Here is a 21,601-nt window from a genome sequence, read left to right on the forward strand (position 1 = left end):
CTTGATCTGCCGCAAAGGCGATCTTACTCGGCCACGTCGAGCCCCCGCTCGATCATGCCTTCGACGTAGGCGCGCAGATATTGCTCCAGCGCGGGGCCGGACAGCACATTGGCCGTCAGCGCGCCGTGCGGCGAGCCTTTCAGCACGCCGTCGTGGTACACGCGCGCAATCCAGGCCACGTCCGCGCCCTGGGTGTAATCGAGTTCATAGTCGAACGATTCTCCGCTGACTTTGCGTGTGTAGACTTCCTTGACAATTGCCATCTAAAACAGCCTTTCTTGACGAGATTAACTGGGATGCGGGTGCGGCACGGGATCGTCCTGCGGCACCGGGTGCACGGGCCCCGGGTGGCGCCCGGGCGCTTCTTGCGGCTCCGGCGCCGGCATGGGTTCATCGACGGGCGCCGGGTCGGGCGCGCGGTGGGCATGGATGACGGTCATGGCTGGCCTCCCTGCAGACAAAGGAAGACCATACCACGAGTTGCGCGCCGCCGCCCTTATTTGCCGGCCGGCTTGACGTCGGCGGCTGGCGGCGCCGCGTTCTTCACATATTTCTCCAGCCAGTTGTTGCTTTCATACAGCATCTGCATGATCGATTCGCGCGCGCGGTAGCCGTGGCTCTCGTTCGGCACCATCACCAGGCGCGCCGTGCCGCCCAGTCCCTTGACGGCCTGGAACATGCGCTCGCTCTGGATGGGGAAGGTGCCCGAGTTGTTGTCCTGCTCGCCATGGATCATCAGCAGCGCATCCTTGATCTTGTCCGCATAATTAAACGGCGACATGGCCTGGTAGACGGCCGGCGCCTGCCAGAACGAGCGCTCTTCGGCCTGGAAGCCGAACGGCGTCAGGGTGCGGTTGTAGGCGCCGCTGCGGGCGATGCCGGCGCGGAACAGCCGCGTGTGCGCCAGCAGGTTGCCCGTCATAAAGGCACCATACGAGTGGCCGCCGATGGCGATGCGGTTGCGGTCGGACACGCCGCGGCGCACCACCTCGTCGACGGCAGCCTCGGCATCGGCCACCAGCTGCGGCAAATACGTGTCGTTCGGCTCCTGCTCGCCATTGCCGACGATGGGGAACGATGGATTGTCGAGCACGGCGTAGCCCATGGACAGGAAGGCGGCCGGGCCCCAGTAGCTGACGGCATTGAATTTGTAGGGCGAGCCCTTGGTCTGGCTGGCGGCGCTGGCCGTCTTGAATTCCTGCGGATACGCCCACATCAGGGTCGGCAGCGGGCCGTCGCGCTTGACGTCGTAGTTCGGCGGCAACATCAATGTCGCCGTCAAGTCCACGCCGTCGGCGCGCTTGTAGCGGATCAGCTCTTTCTGCACGTCCTTCAGTTGCGGCAGCGGATGGGGGAAATGCGTGAGGGCCGTCAACTGCGCCGCGCCCTGCTGTTTCAAGTTGCGCACATAGTAATTCGGCTGCTCGGTCGGCGATTCGCGCGTCGACAGCAAACGGCTGCCCTCCTCGTCCAGCACGGCCACCACGTTTTCATAGTAGGGGGCGGCGCTCTGGAACAGGCGCTCCTTCTGCTTCGTCGCCAGGTTCAGGCGGTCGATGAACGGCCGGTCGCCCTCCTTCGATGCGCCCTGGCCGTCGAGCAGGATGGAACCGTCAGCGGCGATGAGCAAACGCGGCAAGCCGGCCGCGTCCGTGCGCATGACGGGCTGGCCCGGATCGTTGTAGCGGTCTTCGAACGATCCCGCGTACACGAGGTCGGCCGGTGTGGACGGTTGATCTGGCGCAATGCGCCACTGCTTGACGGCGCGCGTCTTGTACCACGCTTCGCCGAGCAGGGCCAGGTCGCCGCGGCCCCAGGCCACGCCCGCGTAGCGCGAACCGAGCCTGGCCAGCACGGCCGGCTTGGCGGTGAACGGCGCCGCCTGCGTGTAGACGATGTCGCGGATTTCGGCCGCCCTGGCCGGGTCGCCACCGTCCTGCGCTTCGGCCCACACCAGGGTGGCGGGCGCATCGACCCTCCAGCTGACGGAGCGCACGCCGGCGGACACGGCATCATTGCCTGGCGGCAGCCCTTCCTCCAGCGGCAGGGCCGCCACCGCGTGCTCCACCTTGCCATTGAGGTCGCGCACGTCGATCTTGTGGCCGAAATCATGCGCCGGCACGATGTAGGAATACGGACGCACGATGCTGGTCGTCAGCAGGTGCTTGCCATCGGGCGAAGCCGAGACGCGCGAGAACTGGCCCGGCTGGCCGACCAGGCGCTGCTTGCCCGCCACGTCCAGCAAGGCCAGCTGCACCGTGATGTAGTGTTCGAACAGCTGCGCATCCTGTTCGTTTTTCAGCAAGTCGGGATAGGTGCGCAATTGCTTGATGCCGCCGCCCGGCACACTGTCCTGGATGGACGGGCCCGTCGGGATGCCGCTGGCCACGGGCGCCGCGCCGAGCTTGGCCGGTTTCAGCTGCACCAGCAAGGTCTTGCTGTCTGGCATCCAGGAAAAGCCGCGGCCATACACGGCCGACAGGGGGGTGCTGGACAGCTTGCGCGCCGCCTTCGTCTGCACGTCGAGCAGCCACAGTTCCACGCCCGACTCCTTCACGCCTCTGGCGGGATCGGCAAAGGCGATGTGCGTAAAGGCCAGGTAGCGCTGGTCGGGCGACCAGGCCAGGTCGGCGATGCGGGGCGCTGCGGGCAAGCCGCTGACCTTGATTTCCTTCTGCGTATCGATGTCGAGCAAGCCCAGTCCCGTGTGGAAACTGAAGCGGCTGGCCGAATAGGTGCGCGGATTGATGCGCAAGCCCGCCAGCTTCAGTTCCGGCTGCGCCACTTCGCTGATGCCGGGCAAGGATGGCGTGGGCAGCACGGCGGCCAGGTTGCGTTTCGGGCTCAGGCTCAGGGTCGGCGCGCGCGGCGCATCGACGATGGCTTGCAGGGGCGCGGGCGGGGCTTGATAAGCGCCATCTTGCGCCATGGCCAGGGAAGACGAGGCCATCAAGCCGACAGTGATGGGCAGCAAAGGCAAACGTGTAGACATGGAACTCCAGTGTATGAAGGTGGTGACAACAAGCGAGCGCACCGCGCCGCTCATGGCGGCGCTTTGTGACAGGGCATAGTGCGTTCAGGCCAAGTAAATGTCAACCAGCAACTTTTACCGTTTGACAAGCATCGCCGCCCATCCCCATCTGGCTTACAATCGCTGTTTTACCCGCACCCGATTGCCTACATGGAAACCACTACCCTCGCCCTGCTGTTCCTGGTCCCGCTGCTGGTCTGGCGCATTTATTCGCGCCTGAAGAAACTGGTGGCGCGCCAGAAGTCGCAGCTGTGGCGGCACTGGAGCGTGGCGGTCGCGTTTCCCGCGCTGCTGCTGTTCCTGGCGACGACGACGAAATTCGAGCTGCTGCCCCTGTCGAGCCTGGGCGCGGCCGCGCTGGGCGGCGGCTGGCTCGGTGTGCTGGGCCTGAAGCTGACGCGTTTCGAGCAGGTGGGCAAGGATTTCTTTTTTACCCAGCACCGCTATCTGGGCCTGGCCATCACGATGCTGTTCATCGCCCGCTTGCTGTACCGCGGCATGGAAATCTACCTGAACACGCGCCTGGACGTGCCCGTGCCGCCGCCGCCCTTCGGCCAGAGCCCGCTGACCATGGCCGCCTACGGCCTCGTCATCGGCTACTACGCCGTGTATGCGTGGGGCCTCGTGCGCTGGCGCCAGCGCAACAAGCCGCTGCAGGCCGCCGAGTAACTCAGTAGTACTGGCACAGGCCAGTACACGTCGTCACCGACAGCGCCTGGCGTATCGTCGCCAGCGCCGGCGCCAGGACCGGATCGAGATCCTTGTCCGCATCAGCCAGGCTGGCCAGCAAACGCTCGCGCAAGGGCGGCGCCATCAGATTGGCATTCGCCGTGGCGTGCTGCGCCGCCGCTTCCAGCATCCGCTGCTTTTGCGCCACGTTCCAGAACGGCACTTGCACGAACTGCACCACGCTCGTGTAAACAACGGCCGTGTTCTTGCTGAACGCCCGCGCGCGCAGACGCTCGGGCCCGCTCACCGCATCGGCCGGCTGGGCGCTGAATTCCTGCTCCATCAGCCCGATCAAATGGCCATGGCAATGCATGCTGAAAGCAAACAAGCTGCTCATTTCATCACCGTAATTGGCCAGGTTCTGCGTCACTTGTTCCTTGCGCGCCTGCTGCAATTCGGCGCCGGACAGCGGCAACGGCCGTTCCAGGCCAAACGCATAGTATGTTTTTCCCATACGCATGGCCTTTTCGCACGCGGCCACGCTCTCGTTCACGTCCTGCAGCGCGGCGACGGGCGCCTGGAACAGGCGCGGACCGTCGGCGATCTGCGCAAACAGCTGCGCCACGCCAGGGTCGCCCAGGCGCGGTAAACCGCTGTGCGGCGTCGCCTTGGCCATCAGCGCTTCCAGCTGGCCGCTGGCTTGCTGGAAATCGCTGTAGCTGTCGGCCCAGGCGGCGGGCGCCGCGAGGGCGGAGGAAAGACAAAGCAGGCGGCCGATGCGGCGCAGCGGTGGGGAAATCGACAGGGACATGGGATCAGGAAAGCACTATTGGATAACTAGCAATTATAGGCAATCTATATCCGTACTGCATCCAATCAGGCGATGATGGTGACGCGTGGCCAGCGCGCCGCATAATCCTTGCTGGCCAGGCGCTGCGCATAGCCGTCTTCGCTGATGCGCGCCGGGTTGCGCCGGATCACCATATTGAACAAGTCATCGAGGCCATGCGGCGCGACGATGCCGATCTCGCCGTCAGGCTGCAGATAGATGCCGACAGCCGTGGCGAACTCGGGCCAGGAAGCGATGGCGTCATCGAGCGACAGCAAGGGCGGCACGGCATAGCCAAACTCGTCTTCAAACCACAGGTGCACCCGGGCCTGGTTGCACACTTCCCATGGCACGCCGGGCAGTACAGTTTCCAGGCGCTGGCGCAGCCGCACCTCGCTTTCCGCAAGCACATCGTGCGCGTCGAAATACGCCACGTCGACGTCGTTCAATGCTGACGGTTGGGTGAAACCGTTCAAGGCGTCCCACACGAGCTTGCGCACGGCGCCGGCGCCGATGCAGCAGTGGGGCAAGCCCAGCTGCGCCACGGCCTGCAGCATCTGCATGCACCATGGCGTGGCACGGACGATGGCGCGCAGGCGCGCGGCCAGCGCTTCCTGCGTGCTCATTCCTATGGCCGGATCTGCGGCGCCACGCCGTCGTTGCTCACCGTGCCTTCGACATTGCCGAAGTACACGTCCAGATCCTGCTTCGGACGGAAGTTGCGCAACTTGACTTGCAAAGTGGTGGGATTGATTTTGGTGAACGTGCCGGGGAAGCACAGGCTGACCAGCTCGTCCGGCTTGCCCTTGATCAGGTTCAAGGTGAAGTCTTCGATGCCATTCTTCCAGGTGTTACCCGTCGTCAAAATGTACGACACCCACACGGCATTGACGAAGCCGCCTTCGCCCTGCTGGGCCGCCAGCCGGTTCCACGTCTTGTAGAAGGCCTTGTCGCCGCAGTATTTCTTTTCAAAGGTATTGCCATCGCCCAGGTAGGAAGCGCCGGGGCCGGCTGCGACGAACGGCGCATATTGATGACGCACGCGCACGACTTTACCGGCGGGGAATTTCTGCTGCCACAAGTAGATGACTTTCACGGTCCAGGCCGGCACCCACTCCTCGTCGTACAGCTGGGCCAGCAGACCCTCCTTGATCATGATCTTGCTTTGCGCGGCCGTCAGCGGCACCACTTTCTTGTCGAACGGCGTGTGCGAAGGGAAATACGCGATCTGCGCGTCGGACAAGCCCAGCTGGCGCAGGCGGGCCGTCACGTCGGAGCTGCCGAGCTTGGCGACAAACGTGGTTTTATACTCCTTGCGCTTGCCGTCCACGTCGACGGTAAACTGCTGCGGCTGACCGTAATACGTGGGCGAGCCATGGTAGCCGGAAGAGTATTCGGGCAAGGGGAAGAAGATCGTTTCTTCCACATCCTTGGCCGATTCATTGAGGAATTCATACTCGACCTTGATCAAGTCCGTGCTCACGCTGAGCACTTCCTTTTTCATGGCCACGGCATCCGTCTTGCCGAACAGGATGCCGCCCGCGCTGACGGAGCCGATGCCGTCGTTGGCCATGACTGGCGCCGAACACGCCAGCGCCAGGGTCGCGGCCAGAACAAGCTTGCGCACGGCCATCATGCGGCCTTGCCCGGTGCGGGTTCGATCCGGCGCTGCAGCACGAAAATCGGTTGTGCCCATTGGGTATCCTTCTTTTTCTTACTGGTGATCAAGGTCAGCTCCGAGGGATCGTAGACATCCGTGTTGTGCGTCAACGGCGTCGTCATCAGGTATTGCGCTTCCGTATTTTTCAGGAATTCGCCGACCAATTGAATGTTGCGGATATCGAGGTGGGCAAACGGTTCGTCGATGAAGACGAAGCCGCCGGAACCGTCTTCCGATTTCAGCAAGCCGATCAAGAGCACCAGCGACTTCATGACCTGCTGGCCACCCGACGCTTCGCCATCGTTCATGCCGATCACGCCCTTGCCATCGAACTTGAAGCGCACGTGCAAGCCCGCCTGCGACAGCTGCACATCGTCGTTTTCCAGGCGCACGGGGTCGGCATGCACTTCGATGCCGGCCAGTTCACCCAGCTCCTTGATGTTCTTGCTGTAGGTCTTGATAGTGTAGCGCAAGCGTTCCATGTAGGCGCCTCGCGCATTGCCCGTCGCTTCGATGGCGCGGTTGTTCTGGTAGCGGCGCTCGTCCGTTTCCGACTGGCGGCCATGCAGCTGCTCCGACAGGCGGTGGTGCTGGTCGATGACGGTGGCGTCGAGTTCCCAGTCGTCGCGCGCGAGGCTGTTTTGCAGGCTGGCAACGCGCAAGTCGACCTGGTGCGCATTCTGGTGTTCGGCCACAAGCGCCGCGCGGCGTGCGGGCCTGCGCCAGCTTTTCGGCAAATGGCGCCACGCATGGCGCAGGGCCAGCAAGGCGCGCGCATGCTCGGCGCGCTGTTCAATTTGTTTCTTGTAGCCAAGGCGCGAACCCGCTTCCGCTTCGGACAGGGCCAGGCGTGCGTTTTGCCACACGGTATCGGCACGCGTGCGCGCCACGGTAGCGTTCTTGGTGAGATTTTGCAACTCGCCCAGGCGGCCGCCCACTTCCAGGCGCTCTTCCTTCAGCGGCTTCGAATTGCGCAGCGCTTCGGCAAATTCTTCCTGGCGCGCACTGAGTTCCTTGGCCGCGTCGACGCCGGCGATGCGCGCTTTTAACGCACCCACTTCCGCCGCCAGTTTCGAGATCGCCAGGGTCAAGGTGTCTTCCTGGCCTTCCAGACCCGGCAAGGAGCGCAGCAGCGCTTCCAGGCGGCCGCTGCGGCCAGCCTGACCGAAGCGGTAGCGCGACGCTTCCACGAACAGCGAGCGTCCGCCGCGGCGTTCGCGGTGATACGCCTCGGGCGTGATCCACTCTTCGTGGTTGCCCAGCTTGAAGCCGGCTTCGACGGAGTCGACGCGTGCAATGCGCGACAGCTGCTCGATCAGCCAGCTGGGCACGGGTGCGGAAAATTTCACCACGGCCAGCAAGCTCTCGTCTTTGGCGACAGGCGCCGTGACCAGGTCCGGCACGATGAAGTGGCGGTAGCGCTCCTTCTCGGCCAGGCGGTAGGCGGCGGCCGCATCCTTGGCCTTGTCCAGCAGCACCACCGAGGCGTAACCGCCCAGTACGCCTTCGACGGCGCCCTGCCAGCGGCTGTCCGTCACTTCGACGATGTCCGACAGCATGGCGTGGGAGATCCCCGCGTCGCGCAGCGCGCGGCGCATGCCGCGTACATTGTCCGGCTCCGGCATGGCCGTCTTGCCTTGCAGCGCGGCAATCGTCGCCTGCTCGCCCGCGATGCGGGCCGACAAGGCGTCGCGCTGCTGGCGCTGCTGCAGCAATTGCGCTTCCTTCTGTTCCAGCTGGGCCGCCACTTCGGCGATGTCGCTGCCCGAGTCGGCCGCCAGCTTGTGCAGGCGGTCCTTCTGTTCCAGCAGGCTGTCCAGCGGTTTCAGCTTGGCATTGATCAAGGACAAACGGCTCTGCAAGCCGATCGATTCCTGCTCCAGCAGGGTTTCGTTCATCTGCGCGTCGGACAGGGCTTTCGCCTGCGCCGCCAGCGCATTGCGTTTATCCGTCAGTTGCTGGTCCGCCTGCGCCATCGGTTTGCGCGCATCGCGCAATTGCCGGCTGGCGATGGCCGCCTTTTCGCGCGCCTCGTGGTATTGCAGGCTGGGCAGCACTTCTTCGAGCAGGTTGCGGCGTTCTTTATGCAGCCCTTCCCACTGGTGGTAATTGGCTACGCGCAGGCGCAAGCCTTCCAGGTTGGTCTTCGACGCCTCGAGTTCCGTTTCGAAACGTTTCAGCTCCACTTCCGTGTCGCGCTGGTGGCGCTTGGCTTCGTCGTAGGCATCGAGCACTTCCTTGTCGCCGAACACCTGGAACACCAGGTCGAGCAGCTGGCGCGGCGCGTATTCGCACAATTTGTCCGTCTCGCCCTGCTCCAGCGCCAGCACTTTCGACATGGCCGGCGACAGGCCCGCATTGGCCAGGCGCTTGCGGTAGTTTTCCACGCCGAGCCAGTCGTTGGCGTCCGTGATGTCCTCGATCTGCACATTGCCCGGACGCATCAGATACTGGCGCTTCCAGTCGCCGCCATTCTTCTGGATCTGGCAAAACAGCGTTACTTCATCATCGCTGAAGAAGCCGGAACTGCGGAACGGGCGGTTCGACAGCTGCTTGCCCACGTTCTTGTTGTCGACCACGGCGCGCAGCCAGGCCGTCTGCTGGCCCGAATGGCGCGCATAGTGTTTATACGTGCGCCCCATCGAGCAGTCGAGGCCGAACAGGGTGCGCAAGGCGTCGAGCAAGGTGGTCTTGCCCGAGCCGTTCTGGCCCGCGATGGTGATGATCTTCGCGTCGAGCGGAATATTCTTGATGCGCTGCCAGTAATCCCAGTGCACCAGTTCAAGTGATTTGATATGAAACATGGGCGCTTTCAGTGAGGGAGATCGGACACGGGCTCGTCGCCCGCGTCAGGCAGGTCGCCGATGTCGCCGGACAAGTCGGCGGACAAGTCAGCGTCCAGGTCGACGGCCACCAGGCGCGCCGGCGCCCGCTTGAACACGTCGGCCAGGGCGCCGTTGATGATGCGTTCTTTCAAGACGTCCGTGTCCATCATCAGGTCCAGCAGCGGACCTTCCAGGATGAAGTCGCCGCGCCGCTCGATGAAGCCCAGCTTGGCCAGGGTGCCCAGGTTCATGTCCATGCGCGTCTTCTTGCCCAGCTTGTCGCCGAAGTCGGACAGCAGCGCCTTGTAGGAAATGCCGATCGACGCGTCTTCCGCGCGCGGCAGGGGCTTTTCCGTGCCAAACATATCATTTTGATCGTCGTCCGCATGCTGGTGCGTTTCCTGGCGCTCGCGCTTGGGCAGGATGATCTGCGCCCACAGCACCACCAGCAAGGCCACGCCATCGCGCGCCAGACCGAAATTATTGTTTTGCCACACGTCGCGCGCGCCGAAAATCTTCGGCTCGATGGTGCGCGTCAGGGCCAGGGTCACATGGTCGGCATACACGTTGTCGAGCAGCTTCAAGCCGCAGGCCAGCAGGCGCGCATCGATTTCGGCGCGGAACAGCTCGTCGGACAGCACGCGCTTGACGAGCTTGTCGTCGCGGCGCAGGGTTTGATGCGTGAGCAGGCGCGCAATCAGGATTTGGGAATCGTCATTCATCGGCGGTGCCGCTATCTAAATCAAGTGAAACATTCAGTGAAAGCGAGGCGATCGACATGGCCGCCACGTGGGGGTCGGTCAGTTGGACCATCTCGTCGGTCGGTGTAAAGGTGATCGGCAGACGGGCCAGTTCGGCCGTCGAGCCTTGCAAGCTCGCTTCGGACACGTCGCCGAGCAGCGGCAGCATCGAGGCGCGGTAGGACGCCACGGCAAAGCTGGCCGGCAGCAGCGAATCCTGCACGGGCACCGATTTCGGTCCTTCTTCGCCGATGCTGGGGAAATTGCCCAGGCTGGCAAAGTTCGACAGGCGTTCGAGCAAATCATCGAGTTCAAGCTGCATGGCGGGACCGTCGCTGATGGTGGTGGGCGCGTCCTCTCCGCTGGGCAGGCCCGTGTTGATGACGCCTGCCGCCCGTTCGGACAGCAGTTCCGTTTCGGCCACGTCGATCATTTCGGCCGGCGTGGAGAACAGCGGGACGACGGGCTGGTCGATGGCGCCTTCGGCCAGGCTGGCCAGGTCGTCGTGCAGCAAGAGCCAGCGCTTGATGTCGGTGGTCGACAGGCCGGACTGGCCCAGGTGCACGCGCTGGCGCTCGATCTGGTTCAGGGCGCGCGAAAACATGCCTTGCATGTTGAGCAATTTACTTTGCGCCCGGCCGATCGCCTGCGCCGCCTTGTGCGTGGCGCTGTCCGCGTTTTCATCGGAGGTGATGGCCACGAGAATCTCGGAACCCTTTTCCACCCAGTCGCAAGCCATGTTCCACTTCGCCTGCGCCGTGCGCAGCCGGAATTCGGAGCCGGAAGCAATCGCGTCGGAAAACTCTTCCGTCAAGTCCACCAGGCGGCCCAGCAAATGCTGGAGTTGTTCGACCGATACGCCGCCCACGGCTTGCGCGCCCGCCACCTGAGACAGCAGAAAACCCATTTCCGCTTCGTCTTCCGTCTGGCCCAGGCCCAGCAAGCTGTCGATGGCCGACAGCACATTGCGGGCCATCGGTGTGACGCGGTACACGCCCTGCTGCGCATCCCAGGCCAGCAGCTGGTTCGAACGCAGGCGCAGCAAGACCGTTTCCAGGCTTTCCGGCAACAGATAAGCAAGCTTGGTGTTGATATCGGCGCGCGTATAGGCGGACGTGGCGGCATCGGACGCCAGCTCGCGCAACACCAGCAGACGCACCAGCACGCCATCGAAACCGCCGTGAAACAGGGCCGTAAACACTTGCAGCAAGGGCTGCGCCCGCTTCAAGTGAAATACCTGCTCGATTTCATCGGCCGAAATATTGGGCTGGAAATGCGCCTGCAAGGAATCGTGATGCTCTTGCTCTGTCTGATTTGCATCCGTAGCCACGGCTGCACTTGCCATTATATCAATCATTCTTTTCCGGATGAGTGTTCAGCGGGCGGCGCGGCGGGCTAACGCAGCGCTGCGGGGCGGGGGCGTCAGTATATCAGTTCTGACATGCAATTCGACTTGTGGAAGAGGGGCGATGGCGCTGTCGACAAGCCGAGTGTTGCATCAGCAAAAAAACCAACAGCGAAAATCCGGGGTCAGACCCGGCGGGTCTGACCCCAGCATTTGCCGTTAGGGGTGAAAAATAGAGAAAATCAATATTTGCTATGATAGCAAGCACTTACTTCTTGACGATCTTCTGCAAGGTTTGCTCGACATAATCGCCACCGTCCGCGTCGGCGAATGTCACCTTCACGGGATACCATTCCAGCGACGGCGCCAGCCACAGGTCCACTTGCTGGCCCTTCTTGTCCGGCGGCGGCGCCTTGACCAGGTGGATGGCGGCGACCTCCCCCATGCCCGTGGCGACCGTCTCTTCCTTGACCACCTTGAAGGTCCACGGCTCGGCATCGTGCGCGCCGGCGACGAAGAACGCCCATTCCGAGCCGGGGACGAATTTCTCGGGCGCGGCGCGCGCCACGCTGGCCAGTTGCCAGACGGCGCTATTGCGGTCCTGTTCGCCGCCTTTCAGCGGATACGTTTCATCGCCTTCGCCAAAGACGATGGTCTTGCTGTCGCGCTTGAAGGTGGTCGTCACGGCATCCTTGCGAAAGCGCTTTTCCACGAACTGGGCTGGCGCCAGGCCGAAATCGTCGACCGTGCCTTCGCTGCGCTGCTCGAGGATCTTGCCGAACAGGGCAGCCTTGGTTTCGGCCAGCAGCGAATACTTGCCATCGCCCACGCGCCAGTTGCTGACCGATTCGCCGGACAGCCCGATGCCGCGCTGTTTGGCCTTGATCGAATACACGAGGTCGGCCGACGGCACCAGCTTGTACGGGCGCTTGATGGCGGGATGCTCCAGGGGGGCGTCGGCCATGGCAGGCGTGAGGGTGGCGGCCAGCAGGCTGGCGAGCAAAATGCGTTTCAAAGTAGTCATTTATTTTCCTGTAGCGTCATTGACGCGAATTTGGGTCACGGTTTGCGTGGTGAGCGCCCCGTTCGCTTCGGTATTGCGTATTTGTACCGGATACCATTGCATGGACGGCGCCAGCCAGATATCAAGCTGCGACGAATACGTGCCCGGCTTCGGCGGCCGGCGCAAATGCCAGGTCACCAGGCGGCCCATCTTGGTGTCCAGCTCTTCCTCGCCCACCAGCTGGAAGCGGAACACGGTCGCTTCCTTTTCCTCGCCGACAAGGATGTCGATATTGCCCGCCAGCTGGTTGACGTCGGCGCGGCCGATGGCGGCCAGCTGGAACGGCACGGTCGCCTTGTCCTGCGCCCCCTCCTGCCATGGCACCGTCGTCGTCGTAGCTGAAAACGTGATGGTCTTGGCGTCGCGGTTGAAATGCGTGGCCGTTTGCGCGCGGCCCTTGCGTTTTTCCGTGGCCGTGACGGGCACGATGCCGCTGCCGCCGATCAGGCCCTCGCTGGTCAGCACCAGCAGGTTGATGCGCGTAATCAGCATGCTCAGGCCCACTTCCAGTTTCAGCTGGTACGTGTCGCCCCGGTTTTCCCACGCCATGCCGGCCACGCCTTGCCACTTGGTGCCGTCCGCATCGCGCCGGTCCACGTGCAGGTCGAACTGGGCCGAAGCGGGCGCATTCGTCTTGTAGCGCCGCGCCTGCTCGACGGGCGGTGGCGGCGGCGCGGGAGCCGGCGCGGCAGCTTCCGCCACGGCGGGCGCGGGCGCCGTGATGGCTGGCGCGCTGGCCGCCGGTGCCGCGGGCGTCACCGGCCCTTCCGGCGCGTCGCTGGCAGGCGCCGTCAACTGGGCCGACTCGCTCGACGGCAGCTCCGTCGGCGGCGGTGGCGGCGGCAAGCGAGGCTCGGGCAAGGGCCGCAGCGTCGGCGGCGGAGGCGGCGCCACCGGCACGGGTTTGGGCGGCTCGGCGATCAATGCCATGCTCACCACCTGCGCATGATCCTGCCCCAGCGGCACCATGCTGGCATGCGAGGTGAGCCATTCCAGCGCCACGTAATGCAGTGCGCCGATGACCGCGACAAAAATGACGGTGCGGCGGCGCGGTGGCGAAAAGAAGGAGTCAGGCATCATAGGCCGTAGTGTAACGCCTTCCCCCCACTTCCTGCTTCTTGCCTGTGCTCAACTCCTGCTGTTTTATGTAAGAAAATGTTGGCGGCTTTGCGTCAGTTGCAAGCTGATATCTGCTACGCTAGGCACATCCACCTACCAGGAGATTTCGCATGGCAAACCCGCAAATACCCCAAATGCCGGGCGCAGCAGTTGTGACCGACACCCTCGACTTCGTCAAAAACCTGTGGGGCAGCATGAGCGTGCCCGGCATGGGCGTGCCCGGCATCACTGCGCCCACCATGTCGGTGGAAGAGCTGGACAAGAAAATCAATGACTTGAAAGCCGTCGAAGCCTGGCTGAACCTCAATACCAGCATGCTGCGCGGCAGTATCCAGGCATTGGAAGTACAACGCGGCACCATCGCCACCCTGAAATCGATGGGCGCGTCCCTGGCGGCGGCCATCACCCAGCCCGGTGCCAGCGAGAAAACCGTGTTTGAATCGGTGCCCTACGCTTCCGCGTTTTTCCAGCAAGCGGCACCCGCAGCGCCAGCGCCTGAACCGAAACCGGCGCCTGCACCCGCGCCCGCGCCCGAACCGGCTACGGCGGCGCCCAACGATGCCGGCAGCCAGGCGGCAGCCCAGCTGGCCAATCCAAGTGCCTGGTGGAATTTGTTACAAGATCAGTTCAAGCAGGCCGTGTCGACAGCGATGTCGCCCGATGCGGCCAGCGCGGCAGCGGCCAGTTTTGGCGGTGGAGCCACGGCCGGCAAGTCCGCCAAGCCGGCAGAAGCAGGCATGGCAGCCAAGGCCAAAGCCCCGCTGCGCAAGGCGCCGGCAAAACGCGCGGCACCCAAGTCCAAGGCGCCAGGCAAATCCTGACGTCGCGGAGAGGCGATGTGATCAGGCGATACGATGAATGCGGATCGCCTCGATCTGATTGTCGGCCTGGCGTTTTACGTCACCGATCGTGATCAGGCCTTCGTCGGCCAGCGCCTTGGCGTGCTCGTACGAAGACTGGAATGTTTCCAGCGTGTCTCCCTTGGCAGCCACCGGGCGTACCCAGGCAACGGCGCCGACTTTCATTTTTTTGTATACTTCATTGACCACATCACGCATAGTTTCTTCCTTATTGTTGTAGAGCAACTCAAGCGCAGGCGAACCCACGCTGGCCCCTAGTTTATCATCCGGCACGCTCCCGCACGGCTTTTCCCCCTTTTTCCGCCACCTCGACAGCCTCTTCCGGCCCGGGCGGGGGCGTCAGCTGCACCAGTTGCTCCATCAATTGCGCAAAGCGCTGCTGGCCCGGTGCAATTTTGTCTACATACAACAACACTTCCATCGCCTCGGCCGCCAAGTCCGCCTGGTAGCCGCGCTGCTCCAGGAACGATACGATGATTTGCGCGGAATTGAACAGGATGCGCAAGTTGTTCGGCAGTTTTTCGCGCGCCGCGCGCATCCAGGCCACCGCTTCGTTGAGCTTGTCCGTCTTCCACAGCAGCACGCCCTTGTTCATCAAGTCCGACGCTTCCTTGCGCGAGGCGATGATCAGGCTCGTGCCTTCGTCGCCCATCTTCGCCTTGTCGAAGATCTTTTGCACCTCGTCCTGCACCACCTGGTTGTCGTGGTTGTTCTTCACCACGTAGCACAGCAGGCCGGCCGGCGCATCCTTGACGCCGACGGCGAACAGCAGGGTCGCCAGTTCCATGCAGATGCTTTTCTCGGGCCGCGCCGGGTCTTCCAGCAGCATGGCTTCGAGTTCATCGCCGCACTTGCGCGCGCGCCGGTAATCGCCCGTTTCGTGGTGCACCATGCCTTCCGTGATCTTCGCGCGCAAGCCGATCTGCTCGGGCGAGAATTCGCGCTGCGCCAGCAGCAGCCACTGCAGCGCCTCCTTGGCATCCTTCTTCAGGCCGCACACGCGCGCCAGGCCCAGATAGGCGTCCGGCGTCTTCATGACGGAAAACTCGCCGATGGAAATACACTTGCGAAAGGCCTTTTCCGCCATGCTGACATTGCCGATCTTTAGCGCCGCCAGCCCCAGGTTGCGCTGGCGCGGCACGGAATTGGGCGACAGGCGCGCCGCCTTTTCCAGCACGCCGCACGCTTCCTCGTGCTGGCCCATCAGCTGGTAGGCGACGGCCATCTGGTCGTAGGCGTCGATGTAGTACTTGTTCTCGACGATCACGCCCTGGAAGATCTGCCGCGCCGCCTCGTGCTCGCCGTTATTCATGCGGATCTTGCCCAGGCCTGCCTTGGCCCAGCTGTAATCGCGCTCGGCCAGCACTTTTTCGTACACGGCGCGGGCCTTTTCCGGCTCGCCGCTTTTCAGCAGCAACGACGCCTTCATGCGCAGCAATTCCAGCTCGTGCAGCTTGTTGACTTCGATCTGCGCATCGCACAACTTGGCCGCGCGCAGATAATCCTTTTCCATGCAGGCCTGGTCGATTTCACGGAACACCTGCTTCTTGTGCCACACGCGGTTCAAGCGCGTCAGCAGCACGCCTTCCGTGATCGGTTTGATCAGGTAGGCGTCGGGCTGGTGCTCGGCCGCGCCCATCACCGATTCCACGCTTTTCTCGGCCGACACCATCAGCCAGACGCTCGACGGCGCCGTCAGGTTGCGCACGCGCGTCTCTTCCAGCACTTGCTGGCCATTCTTGCCTTCGCCCAGGTTGTAATCGCACAGCACCACGTCGTAGCGCATCTTGGCCAGCAGCTTCATGGCTTCGCCGCCGCTGGCCGCCTGGTCGATATGGCGCGCGCCCAGGTTGCGCAGCGATTCGCGCAGCAGGATGCGGATGCCGATGAAGTCGTCGACCAGCAGATAATGTTTGTCGGCCCAGTCGGTGCTGCCCGCTTCGGCGGCGGTGGCGTGGCTGTCTGTCGTCATGGCATCCTCGTTCAGGGCAGGCGCAGGATGAAACAGCCGCCGCCCAGGGCGCCGCCATTTTCCAGGGCGATGCTGCCGCTGCTGCCCCGGTGCTTGTGCATCTTTGCCACTTCGCTGGAAAAATACAGGCCCAGGCCCGTGCTGTTGGTGGAAAAATTCACGCCGGCCCCCATGCCACCCATGGCCGCGCTGCCCGCGTCGAGCAGCGCCTGCGTATAGCCGTCGCCATTGTCTTCCACGCGCAGCTCGAGCATATCGTCGTGCTCCCGCACCGACAGGCGTATCGTATCCTTCGTGTAGCGGATGGCGTTGTTGATGGCATGCGCGAGCACGCCGATGACCAGGTCTTCGTCGAGGGTCCAGATCAGCTCCGGCGGGCAAGCCGTCTGCAGATGGATGCCTTTCGAGGCCAGCAGGATCTTTTCCTGGTCCACCACCTGGTCGATGACCTGGCTCACCAGTTGCGGCTGCACGTCGAAGGGGTAGCCGGGCTTGCCCACTTCTTTGTACAGGGCCAGCAGCTGGATCAGGTTATCGTTGAGGCGCTTGGTCTGGTACAGCATCTGCGCCATCTGCAGATAGGCCGGGTCGGCCTGGGGCGTCGGCTTGGCCTGCTCGGCCGCCAGCAGCGACTCCAAAGTGCCGCTGACGACGCTGATCGAATTTTTCATGTCGTGCACGGTCGACGCCAGGAACAGGAATAGCTCGGGCGAGCTGTGTTGATCTTCCACCGGATATCTCCTTGGGCCGCAGCTTGAATATTGCCAAGGATAAATTATACCGCCAGCCTGCGGGCGCCAGCCAGCCGCGCGCAAAGTCCGTGATTTGACGCAACAATGCCGCCCCGCTTGCGCAGGGGCGGCATCAGCTTGACAAGCGGGCAAGATCAGCGGCGCGCGCCCGCCAGGCGTTTGACCACGACGATCATGCGGTCGATTTCCTCATACGTGTTGTAGAAGGCGAACGAGGGCCGCACGGTCGCTTCCACGCCGAAGCGGCGCAAAATCGGCTGGGCACAGTGGTGGCCCGAGCGCACGGCGATACCCTCGTCGTTCAAGGCGCGCCCCACTTCCGCCGGCTCATAGCCGGCCAGCACGAACGAGGCCACGCTGGCCTTGTCCAGCGCCGTGCCGATCAGGCGCACGCCGGGAATCGCTTGCAACTGGTGCGTCGCGTATTCCAGCAGCGCGTGCTCGTAGGCGGCGATGTTTTCCAGGCCGATGCGCTGCACGTAATCGATGGCCGCGCCCAGGCCCACGGCATCGGCGATATTGCCCGTGCCCGCCTCGAAACGGTTCGGCACGCCCTGGTAGACGGTGCGCTCGAACGTCACGTCGGCGATCATGTTGCCGCCGCCCTGCCATGGCGGCAGTTGCTCGAGCAAGTCCGCCTTGCCATACACGGCGCCGATACCCGTCGGGCCGAACACTTTATGCCCCGAAAACACATAGAAATCCGCACCGAGCGCCTGCACGTCCACGCGCAAATGCGACACGGCTTGCGCCCCGTCGACCAGCACGCGCACGCCGGCCGCATGCGCCAGCGCGATGATCTGCGCCACGGGCGTGACGGTGCCCAGCGCATTCGACACCTGCGTCACCGATACCAGCTTGGTGCGCCCGTTGAGCAGCTTGCGGAATTCATCGAGGAGGATCTGGCCGCTGTCGTCGACGGGAATCACGCGCAGGGTCGCGCCCTTTTCCGCCGCCAGCTGCTGCCACGGCACGATGTTGGCGTGGTGCTCGAGCTGCGAGACGATGATCTCGTCGCCGCTGCCGATGTACTTGCGCCCGAAGGTGTTGGCAATCAGATTGATGCCTTCCGTGGCGCCGCGCACGAAAATGATTTCATTGGCCGAGGCGGCGCCCAGAAAATTCGCCACCTTGGCGCGCGCGGCCTCGTACGCATCGCTGGCGCGCGCCGCCAGCGCGTGGGCGGCGCGGTGGATGTTCGAATTCTCGTGCGCATAGAAGTACGACACGCGGTCGATCACCGACTGCGGCTTGTGCGTGGTGGCCGCATTGTCGAACCAGGCCAGCGGCTTGCCGTTGACCCGTTCGGCCAGCACGGGAAAATCGCGCCGCACGGCGTGCACGTCGAATGGCGCGGGGGTTTGGCCATGCCCTTGCGGCCGCGCAGGCAGCTCGGTCTGGAAATAGAACGCCGGCTGGCTGTCAGATGGCGATACGGGCAGCTGGCGCGCGGGCGTCCGCTGCGGCGTGGCAAACGCGTCGGGCGCGGCTTGTCCCAGTCCCTGGCCCGCCAGGCCGTCGAGATTACGGTTCGACACGGGATAGCCATGTGCGCCGCCGACAAAATAATAGGGCGACGGTGCACCGATGGCGGACAGCCGCGGCGTGGGCACCGATGCCGGCGCCGGCGCAATGGGGGACTCCAGCGGCGCCGTCACGGGCGGCACCTGCGCCGTCGCCACGCCGGGGGCGATGGCAGCGAACGACGGGCCGGGCTGCGGCGGCGGACGGTTCGCATAACGGGGTGCCGCATCGAGCACGCTGCCGGAACCGCCAAGGCTGGGCGACTTGTCCAAGCCCGGCAAACGGGCAAAGAATTCACCGGCCAGGCGGTTCAGGGTCGCTTCATCGGGCAAAAACGGGACGGCAGGCAAGCCTGCCGCGCCATCACTTGTAGGTGTCTGGGTAGTCATGGTATTTACCGATCTCCACGTCTTCCAGTACGGCCAGCGCATCGTCGGTCAGCACGGCCAGCGAGCAATACAGCGAAATCAAATAGGACGAAATCGCGTGGCGGTTGATGCCCATGAAGCGCACGGACAGGCCCGGGCTTTGCTCGCCCGCCAGGCCAGGCTGGAACAGGCCGATCACGCCTTGCCGCTGCTCACCCGCGCGCAGCAAAATGATTTTCGTCTTGCCGTCTTCGATGGGCAGCTTATCGGACGGCACCAGCGGCACGCCGCGCCACGTCAAAAACTGGGAGCCGAACAGGCTGACGGTGGGCGGCGGCACGCCACGGCGCGTGCATTCGCGGCCAAAGGCGGCAATGGCCAGCGGGTGCGCCAGGAAAAAGCCCGGCTCCTTCCACACTTTCGTCAGCAGTTCGTCGAGGTCGTCCGGCGTGGGCGCGCCCGTCAGCGTAAAGATGCGCTGGTCGTCATGCACGCTGGCCAGCAGGCCGTAGTCGGGATTGTTGATCAATTCGCTTTCCTGGCGCTCCTTGATCGTCTCGATGGTCAGGCGCAGCTGCTCCTTGATCTGGTCGTGCGGGCTGCTGTACAGGTCCGACACGCGTGTGTGCACGTCGAGCACCGTGCTGACGGCATTGAGAAAATACTCGCGCGGCTGGTCGTCGTAGTCGACGAAGGTTTGCGGCAGTTCCGATTCGTCGCGCTGCGAGCAGGCCACGCGCACGTCCTTCGGATTTTTGACGCGATTGAGGCGGTAGATACCCGCTTCCACAGGCAGCCATTGCAGCAGGTGCACGAGCCAGCGCGGCGTGATCGTGGATAACTGGGGGACGCTCTTGCTTGCATTGGCCAGCTGGCGCGCGGCGTTGTCGCCTAGCGCAAACTGACTCTCTGTTGCTACTGTCATGACTACTCCTGATGAGAAAAGTGAATATGCTTATCTGAAAAACAAATAAAGTATCGGACGTCTCCCCTCTTCTCTCAACATGCTATCGCCATCATCGTGACGCTTGATCCACCCGATTTAATCCACAAGTTCCGGTTCGCAGCGCGCCATCAATCCCGCCAGGCCGATGCCCAGCGCGATGGCCAGTTTTTCCACCGTCAGCAGCGATGGCGTGGCGGCTCCCCGTTCGATTTCGCCGATGAACGAGCGGTTCAAGTCGGCCGCTTCGGCCAGGCGCTCCTGCGACCAGCCACGCCCTTCGCGCAACTGGCGCACGGCCAGTCCAAACTGTTTGATCAACATGCTGTCCTCATGGGTGGTGGGCAAAGGCGGGGTGGGATGGCGCCGGCGACTCCGGGGCCTCCTGCTGGTTGTGCGCTTGCGTGACATGGCTGCCGGGCGCCACGCTGCGGGTGAGCCAGACATTGCCGCCGATGACGGAGCCCTGGCCGATGGTCACCCGTCCCAGGATCGTCGCGCCCGCATAGATGACCACGTCGTCCTGCACGATGGGATGGCGCGCCAGTCCCTTTTTCAACACGCCATCAAAGCCGGCTGGAAAGCGCTTGGCGCCCAGGGTGACGGCTTGATAAATACGCACGCGCTCGCCGATGATGGCCGTCTCGCCGATCACCACGCCCGTGCCATGGTCGATGAAAAAGCTGCTGCCGATGATGGCGCCCGGGTGGATGTCGATGCCCGTCTGCGAATGGGCCACTTCGGCGATGATGCGCGCCACCAGCGGCGCGCCGAGCGCATACAAGGTATGCGCCAGGCGGTAATGGATGATGGCCAGGATGCCCGGATAGCACAGCAGCACTTCGTCGACGCTGTGCGCGGCCGGGTCGCCATGGAAGGCGGCCGCCACGTCCGTGTCGAGCCGGGCGCGGATGCGCGGCAGCGCGCGGGCGAAGCGCTGCACGATGGCCAGCGCCTGCTGTTCGATGGACACCGTCTGCTGCAAGCCGTGCTGGCGCGCGTGGTAACTGAGTTCGCGCCGCACCTGTTCGTGCAAGCCCGTGAGCGTCGTGTCGAGCGTGTGGCCGACAAAGAAATCCTCGCTCTCCTGCTGCAGGTCGAGGGGACCCAGGCGCATGGGAAACAGGGCCGCGCACAGGGCTTTGATGATGTCGTGCAAATGCTGGCGCGACGGGAATTCGCGCGCACCGCATTCCTGGCTGCCGGCCAATCCTTCGCGCCACTGCGCGCGCACGGCGCGCAACTCGCCGACGATCTGGTGCAGCTCCCATTGCGGCTGCGCGGCAAGGGAGACGGGGGGAATGGCTCGCTGGTTCATGGTGGTCCCGGGAAGCGGGTTAATCTTGCAGCCACGGCAGCGCATGCCAGCGCCAGCCGCCGCTGTGGCCACGCTGCTGCTGTGCGTCGAGGTCGCCCTCGAAGCCTTGCGCGATATTGAAGACGTGCGTAAAACCCGCCTTGGCCGCCGCTTCGGCCGCCGCGGCCGAGCGCTTGCCGCTGCGGCACAGCAGCACCACGACGGCATCCTTGCCGCCCACCTTCGCTTCGAGCTCGCGGGTAAAACGGGGATTGCGGTTCATGGCCGTGCCGGTGGCCCACGCCACGTGCAGCGAGGCGGGCACGTAGCCGACAAAAGTGCGTTCTTCGTTGGTGCGCACGTCGACCAGCACGGCTTTGCCGGCCTGCACCAGTTGCCACGCATCCTGCGCGCTGACGATGCCCGCATACGGCAAACCCTGCGCCTGCGCCTGGCTGCGCGCGAGATGGAGTACTTCATCAAACGCCGCCTCGCCGTGCGCGGCGCGGGGATCGAAAATCAGTTCTGCAGCAGCCATCTGTCCACCTCTTTATTCCGTCGTCAAAAACCAGCACGAGTCCACTGTAGCGAACTTATGTTGTTC

General features: G+C 63.8%; 21 protein-coding genes. 2 read left to right on the top strand and 19 right to left on the bottom strand.

What is annotated here, in order from left to right:
* Window positions 1–23 precede the first annotated feature (23 nt).
* Genes AC1Q6X_RS21415 through AC1Q6X_RS21425 form a run of 3 tightly spaced genes read right to left on the bottom strand, consistent with a single transcriptional unit; the run spans window position 24 to window position 2,992 of the window.
* Entirely contained in the window at window positions 24–263 is a 240-nt protein-coding gene (locus tag AC1Q6X_RS21415; RefSeq protein ID WP_034753464.1) for a hypothetical protein, read from the bottom strand.
* 24 nt (window positions 264–287) lie between these two features.
* The gene (locus AC1Q6X_RS21420) at window positions 288–440 is read right to left on the bottom strand and encodes a hypothetical protein (protein ID WP_162995534.1); all 153 of its coding nucleotides are present in this window, start codon (window positions 438–440) and stop codon (window positions 288–290) included.
* A gap of 56 nt (window positions 441–496) precedes the next feature.
* Window positions 497–2,992, bottom strand: a complete 2,496-nt coding sequence (locus AC1Q6X_RS21425) for an alpha/beta hydrolase family protein (protein ID WP_492498347.1) — start codon at window positions 2,990–2,992, stop codon at window positions 497–499.
* Between the two features lie 189 nt (window positions 2,993–3,181).
* On the opposite strand from AC1Q6X_RS21425, the gene AC1Q6X_RS21430 reads away from it, so the two are divergent.
* Window positions 3,182–3,700 (top strand): CcdC protein domain-containing protein, encoded by a 519-nt coding sequence (locus AC1Q6X_RS21430; RefSeq protein ID WP_099409223.1) that lies wholly within the window; start codon window positions 3,182–3,184, stop codon window positions 3,698–3,700.
* Between the two features lies 1 nt (window position 3,701).
* Here AC1Q6X_RS21430 and AC1Q6X_RS21435 read toward each other — a convergent pair whose 3' ends face one another.
* The 8 genes from AC1Q6X_RS21435 to AC1Q6X_RS21470 form a co-directional block, all read right to left on the bottom strand.
* Window positions 3,702–4,511 carry a hypothetical protein gene (locus AC1Q6X_RS21435; RefSeq protein WP_492498348.1) on the bottom strand — a complete coding sequence of 270 codons (810 nt, stop codon included), beginning with the start codon at window positions 4,509–4,511 and terminating at the stop codon, window positions 3,702–3,704.
* Window positions 4,512–4,576: 65 nt separating this feature from the next.
* Window positions 4,577–5,155 (bottom strand): nucleotidyltransferase family protein, encoded by a 579-nt coding sequence (locus tag AC1Q6X_RS21440; protein WP_492498349.1) that lies wholly within the window; start codon window positions 5,153–5,155, stop codon window positions 4,577–4,579.
* A gap of 2 nt (window positions 5,156–5,157) precedes the next feature.
* Complete coding sequence (locus AC1Q6X_RS21445) at window positions 5,158–6,156, bottom strand: DUF4424 family protein (RefSeq protein ID WP_176741221.1); 999 nt, start codon at window positions 6,154–6,156, stop codon at window positions 5,158–5,160.
* 5 nt (window positions 6,157–6,161) lie between these two features.
* Window positions 6,162–8,993: an ATP-binding protein gene (locus AC1Q6X_RS21450; RefSeq protein ID WP_070221591.1), complete on the bottom strand. Its 2,832-nt coding sequence runs from the start codon at window positions 8,991–8,993 to the stop codon at window positions 6,162–6,164.
* A gap of 8 nt (window positions 8,994–9,001) precedes the next feature.
* The gene (locus AC1Q6X_RS21455; RefSeq protein WP_492498350.1) at window positions 9,002–9,736 is read right to left on the bottom strand and encodes a hypothetical protein; all 735 of its coding nucleotides are present in this window, start codon (window positions 9,734–9,736) and stop codon (window positions 9,002–9,004) included.
* The gene (locus AC1Q6X_RS21460) at window positions 9,729–11,099 is read right to left on the bottom strand and encodes a hypothetical protein (protein ID WP_092608970.1); all 1,371 of its coding nucleotides are present in this window, start codon (window positions 11,097–11,099) and stop codon (window positions 9,729–9,731) included. Before AC1Q6X_RS21460 ends, AC1Q6X_RS21455 begins: the two co-directional genes overlap by 8 nt.
* Before the next feature lie 268 nt (window positions 11,100–11,367).
* On the bottom strand, window positions 11,368–12,123 hold the full coding sequence (locus tag AC1Q6X_RS21465; protein WP_492498351.1) for a DUF3108 domain-containing protein: 756 nt from the start codon (window positions 12,121–12,123) through the stop codon (window positions 11,368–11,370).
* A complete protein-coding gene (locus AC1Q6X_RS21470; protein ID WP_492498352.1) occupies window positions 12,124–13,242 on the bottom strand; it encodes a DUF3108 domain-containing protein in 1,119 nt (372 codons plus the stop codon). It abuts the gene before it with no gap.
* Window positions 13,243–13,391: 149 nt separating this feature from the next.
* Between AC1Q6X_RS21470 and AC1Q6X_RS21475 the strand changes: the two genes are divergently transcribed.
* Window positions 13,392–14,102, top strand: a complete 711-nt coding sequence (locus AC1Q6X_RS21475; RefSeq protein WP_492498353.1) for a PhaM family polyhydroxyalkanoate granule multifunctional regulatory protein — start codon at window positions 13,392–13,394, stop codon at window positions 14,100–14,102.
* Window positions 14,103–14,123: 21 nt separating this feature from the next.
* On the opposite strand, the gene AC1Q6X_RS21480 is transcribed toward AC1Q6X_RS21475, so the two are convergent.
* From AC1Q6X_RS21480 to AC1Q6X_RS21515, 8 genes are all read right to left on the bottom strand, one after another.
* A complete protein-coding gene (locus AC1Q6X_RS21480) occupies window positions 14,124–14,387 on the bottom strand; it encodes a hypothetical protein (RefSeq protein WP_230492232.1) in 264 nt (87 codons plus the stop codon).
* Between the two features lie 16 nt (window positions 14,388–14,403).
* Window positions 14,404–16,113, bottom strand: coding sequence for a response regulator (locus AC1Q6X_RS21485; protein ID WP_492498354.1), 1,710 nt, complete (start codon window positions 16,111–16,113; stop codon window positions 14,404–14,406).
* 11 nt (window positions 16,114–16,124) lie between these two features.
* Window positions 16,125–16,844 (bottom strand): sensor histidine kinase, encoded by a 720-nt coding sequence (locus AC1Q6X_RS21490; protein WP_492498355.1) that lies wholly within the window; start codon window positions 16,842–16,844, stop codon window positions 16,125–16,127.
* Between the two features lie 155 nt (window positions 16,845–16,999).
* Complete coding sequence (locus tag AC1Q6X_RS21495; protein WP_492498356.1) at window positions 17,000–18,778, bottom strand: family 2A encapsulin nanocompartment cargo protein cysteine desulfurase; 1,779 nt, start codon at window positions 18,776–18,778, stop codon at window positions 17,000–17,002.
* Window positions 18,753–19,682 carry a family 2A encapsulin nanocompartment shell protein gene (locus AC1Q6X_RS21500; RefSeq protein ID WP_070221598.1) on the bottom strand — a complete coding sequence of 310 codons (930 nt, stop codon included), beginning with the start codon at window positions 19,680–19,682 and terminating at the stop codon, window positions 18,753–18,755. The genes AC1Q6X_RS21495 and AC1Q6X_RS21500 overlap by 26 nt, the downstream gene beginning before the upstream one ends.
* Window positions 19,683–19,799: 117 nt before the next feature.
* Window positions 19,800–20,024, bottom strand: a complete 225-nt coding sequence (locus AC1Q6X_RS21505; RefSeq protein ID WP_070221599.1) for a helix-turn-helix domain-containing protein — start codon at window positions 20,022–20,024, stop codon at window positions 19,800–19,802.
* Window positions 20,025–20,031: 7 nt separating this feature from the next.
* Window positions 20,032–21,018 (bottom strand): serine O-acetyltransferase EpsC, encoded by a 987-nt coding sequence (gene epsC, locus AC1Q6X_RS21510; protein ID WP_492418278.1) that lies wholly within the window; start codon window positions 21,016–21,018, stop codon window positions 20,032–20,034.
* Between the two features lie 19 nt (window positions 21,019–21,037).
* Window positions 21,038–21,535, bottom strand: a complete 498-nt coding sequence (locus AC1Q6X_RS21515) for a rhodanese-like domain-containing protein (RefSeq protein ID WP_083287303.1) — start codon at window positions 21,533–21,535, stop codon at window positions 21,038–21,040.
* Window positions 21,536–21,601 lie beyond the last annotated feature (66 nt).

The sequence above is a fragment of the Janthinobacterium sp. GW823-FHT06H09 genome, from assembly GCF_058794735.1.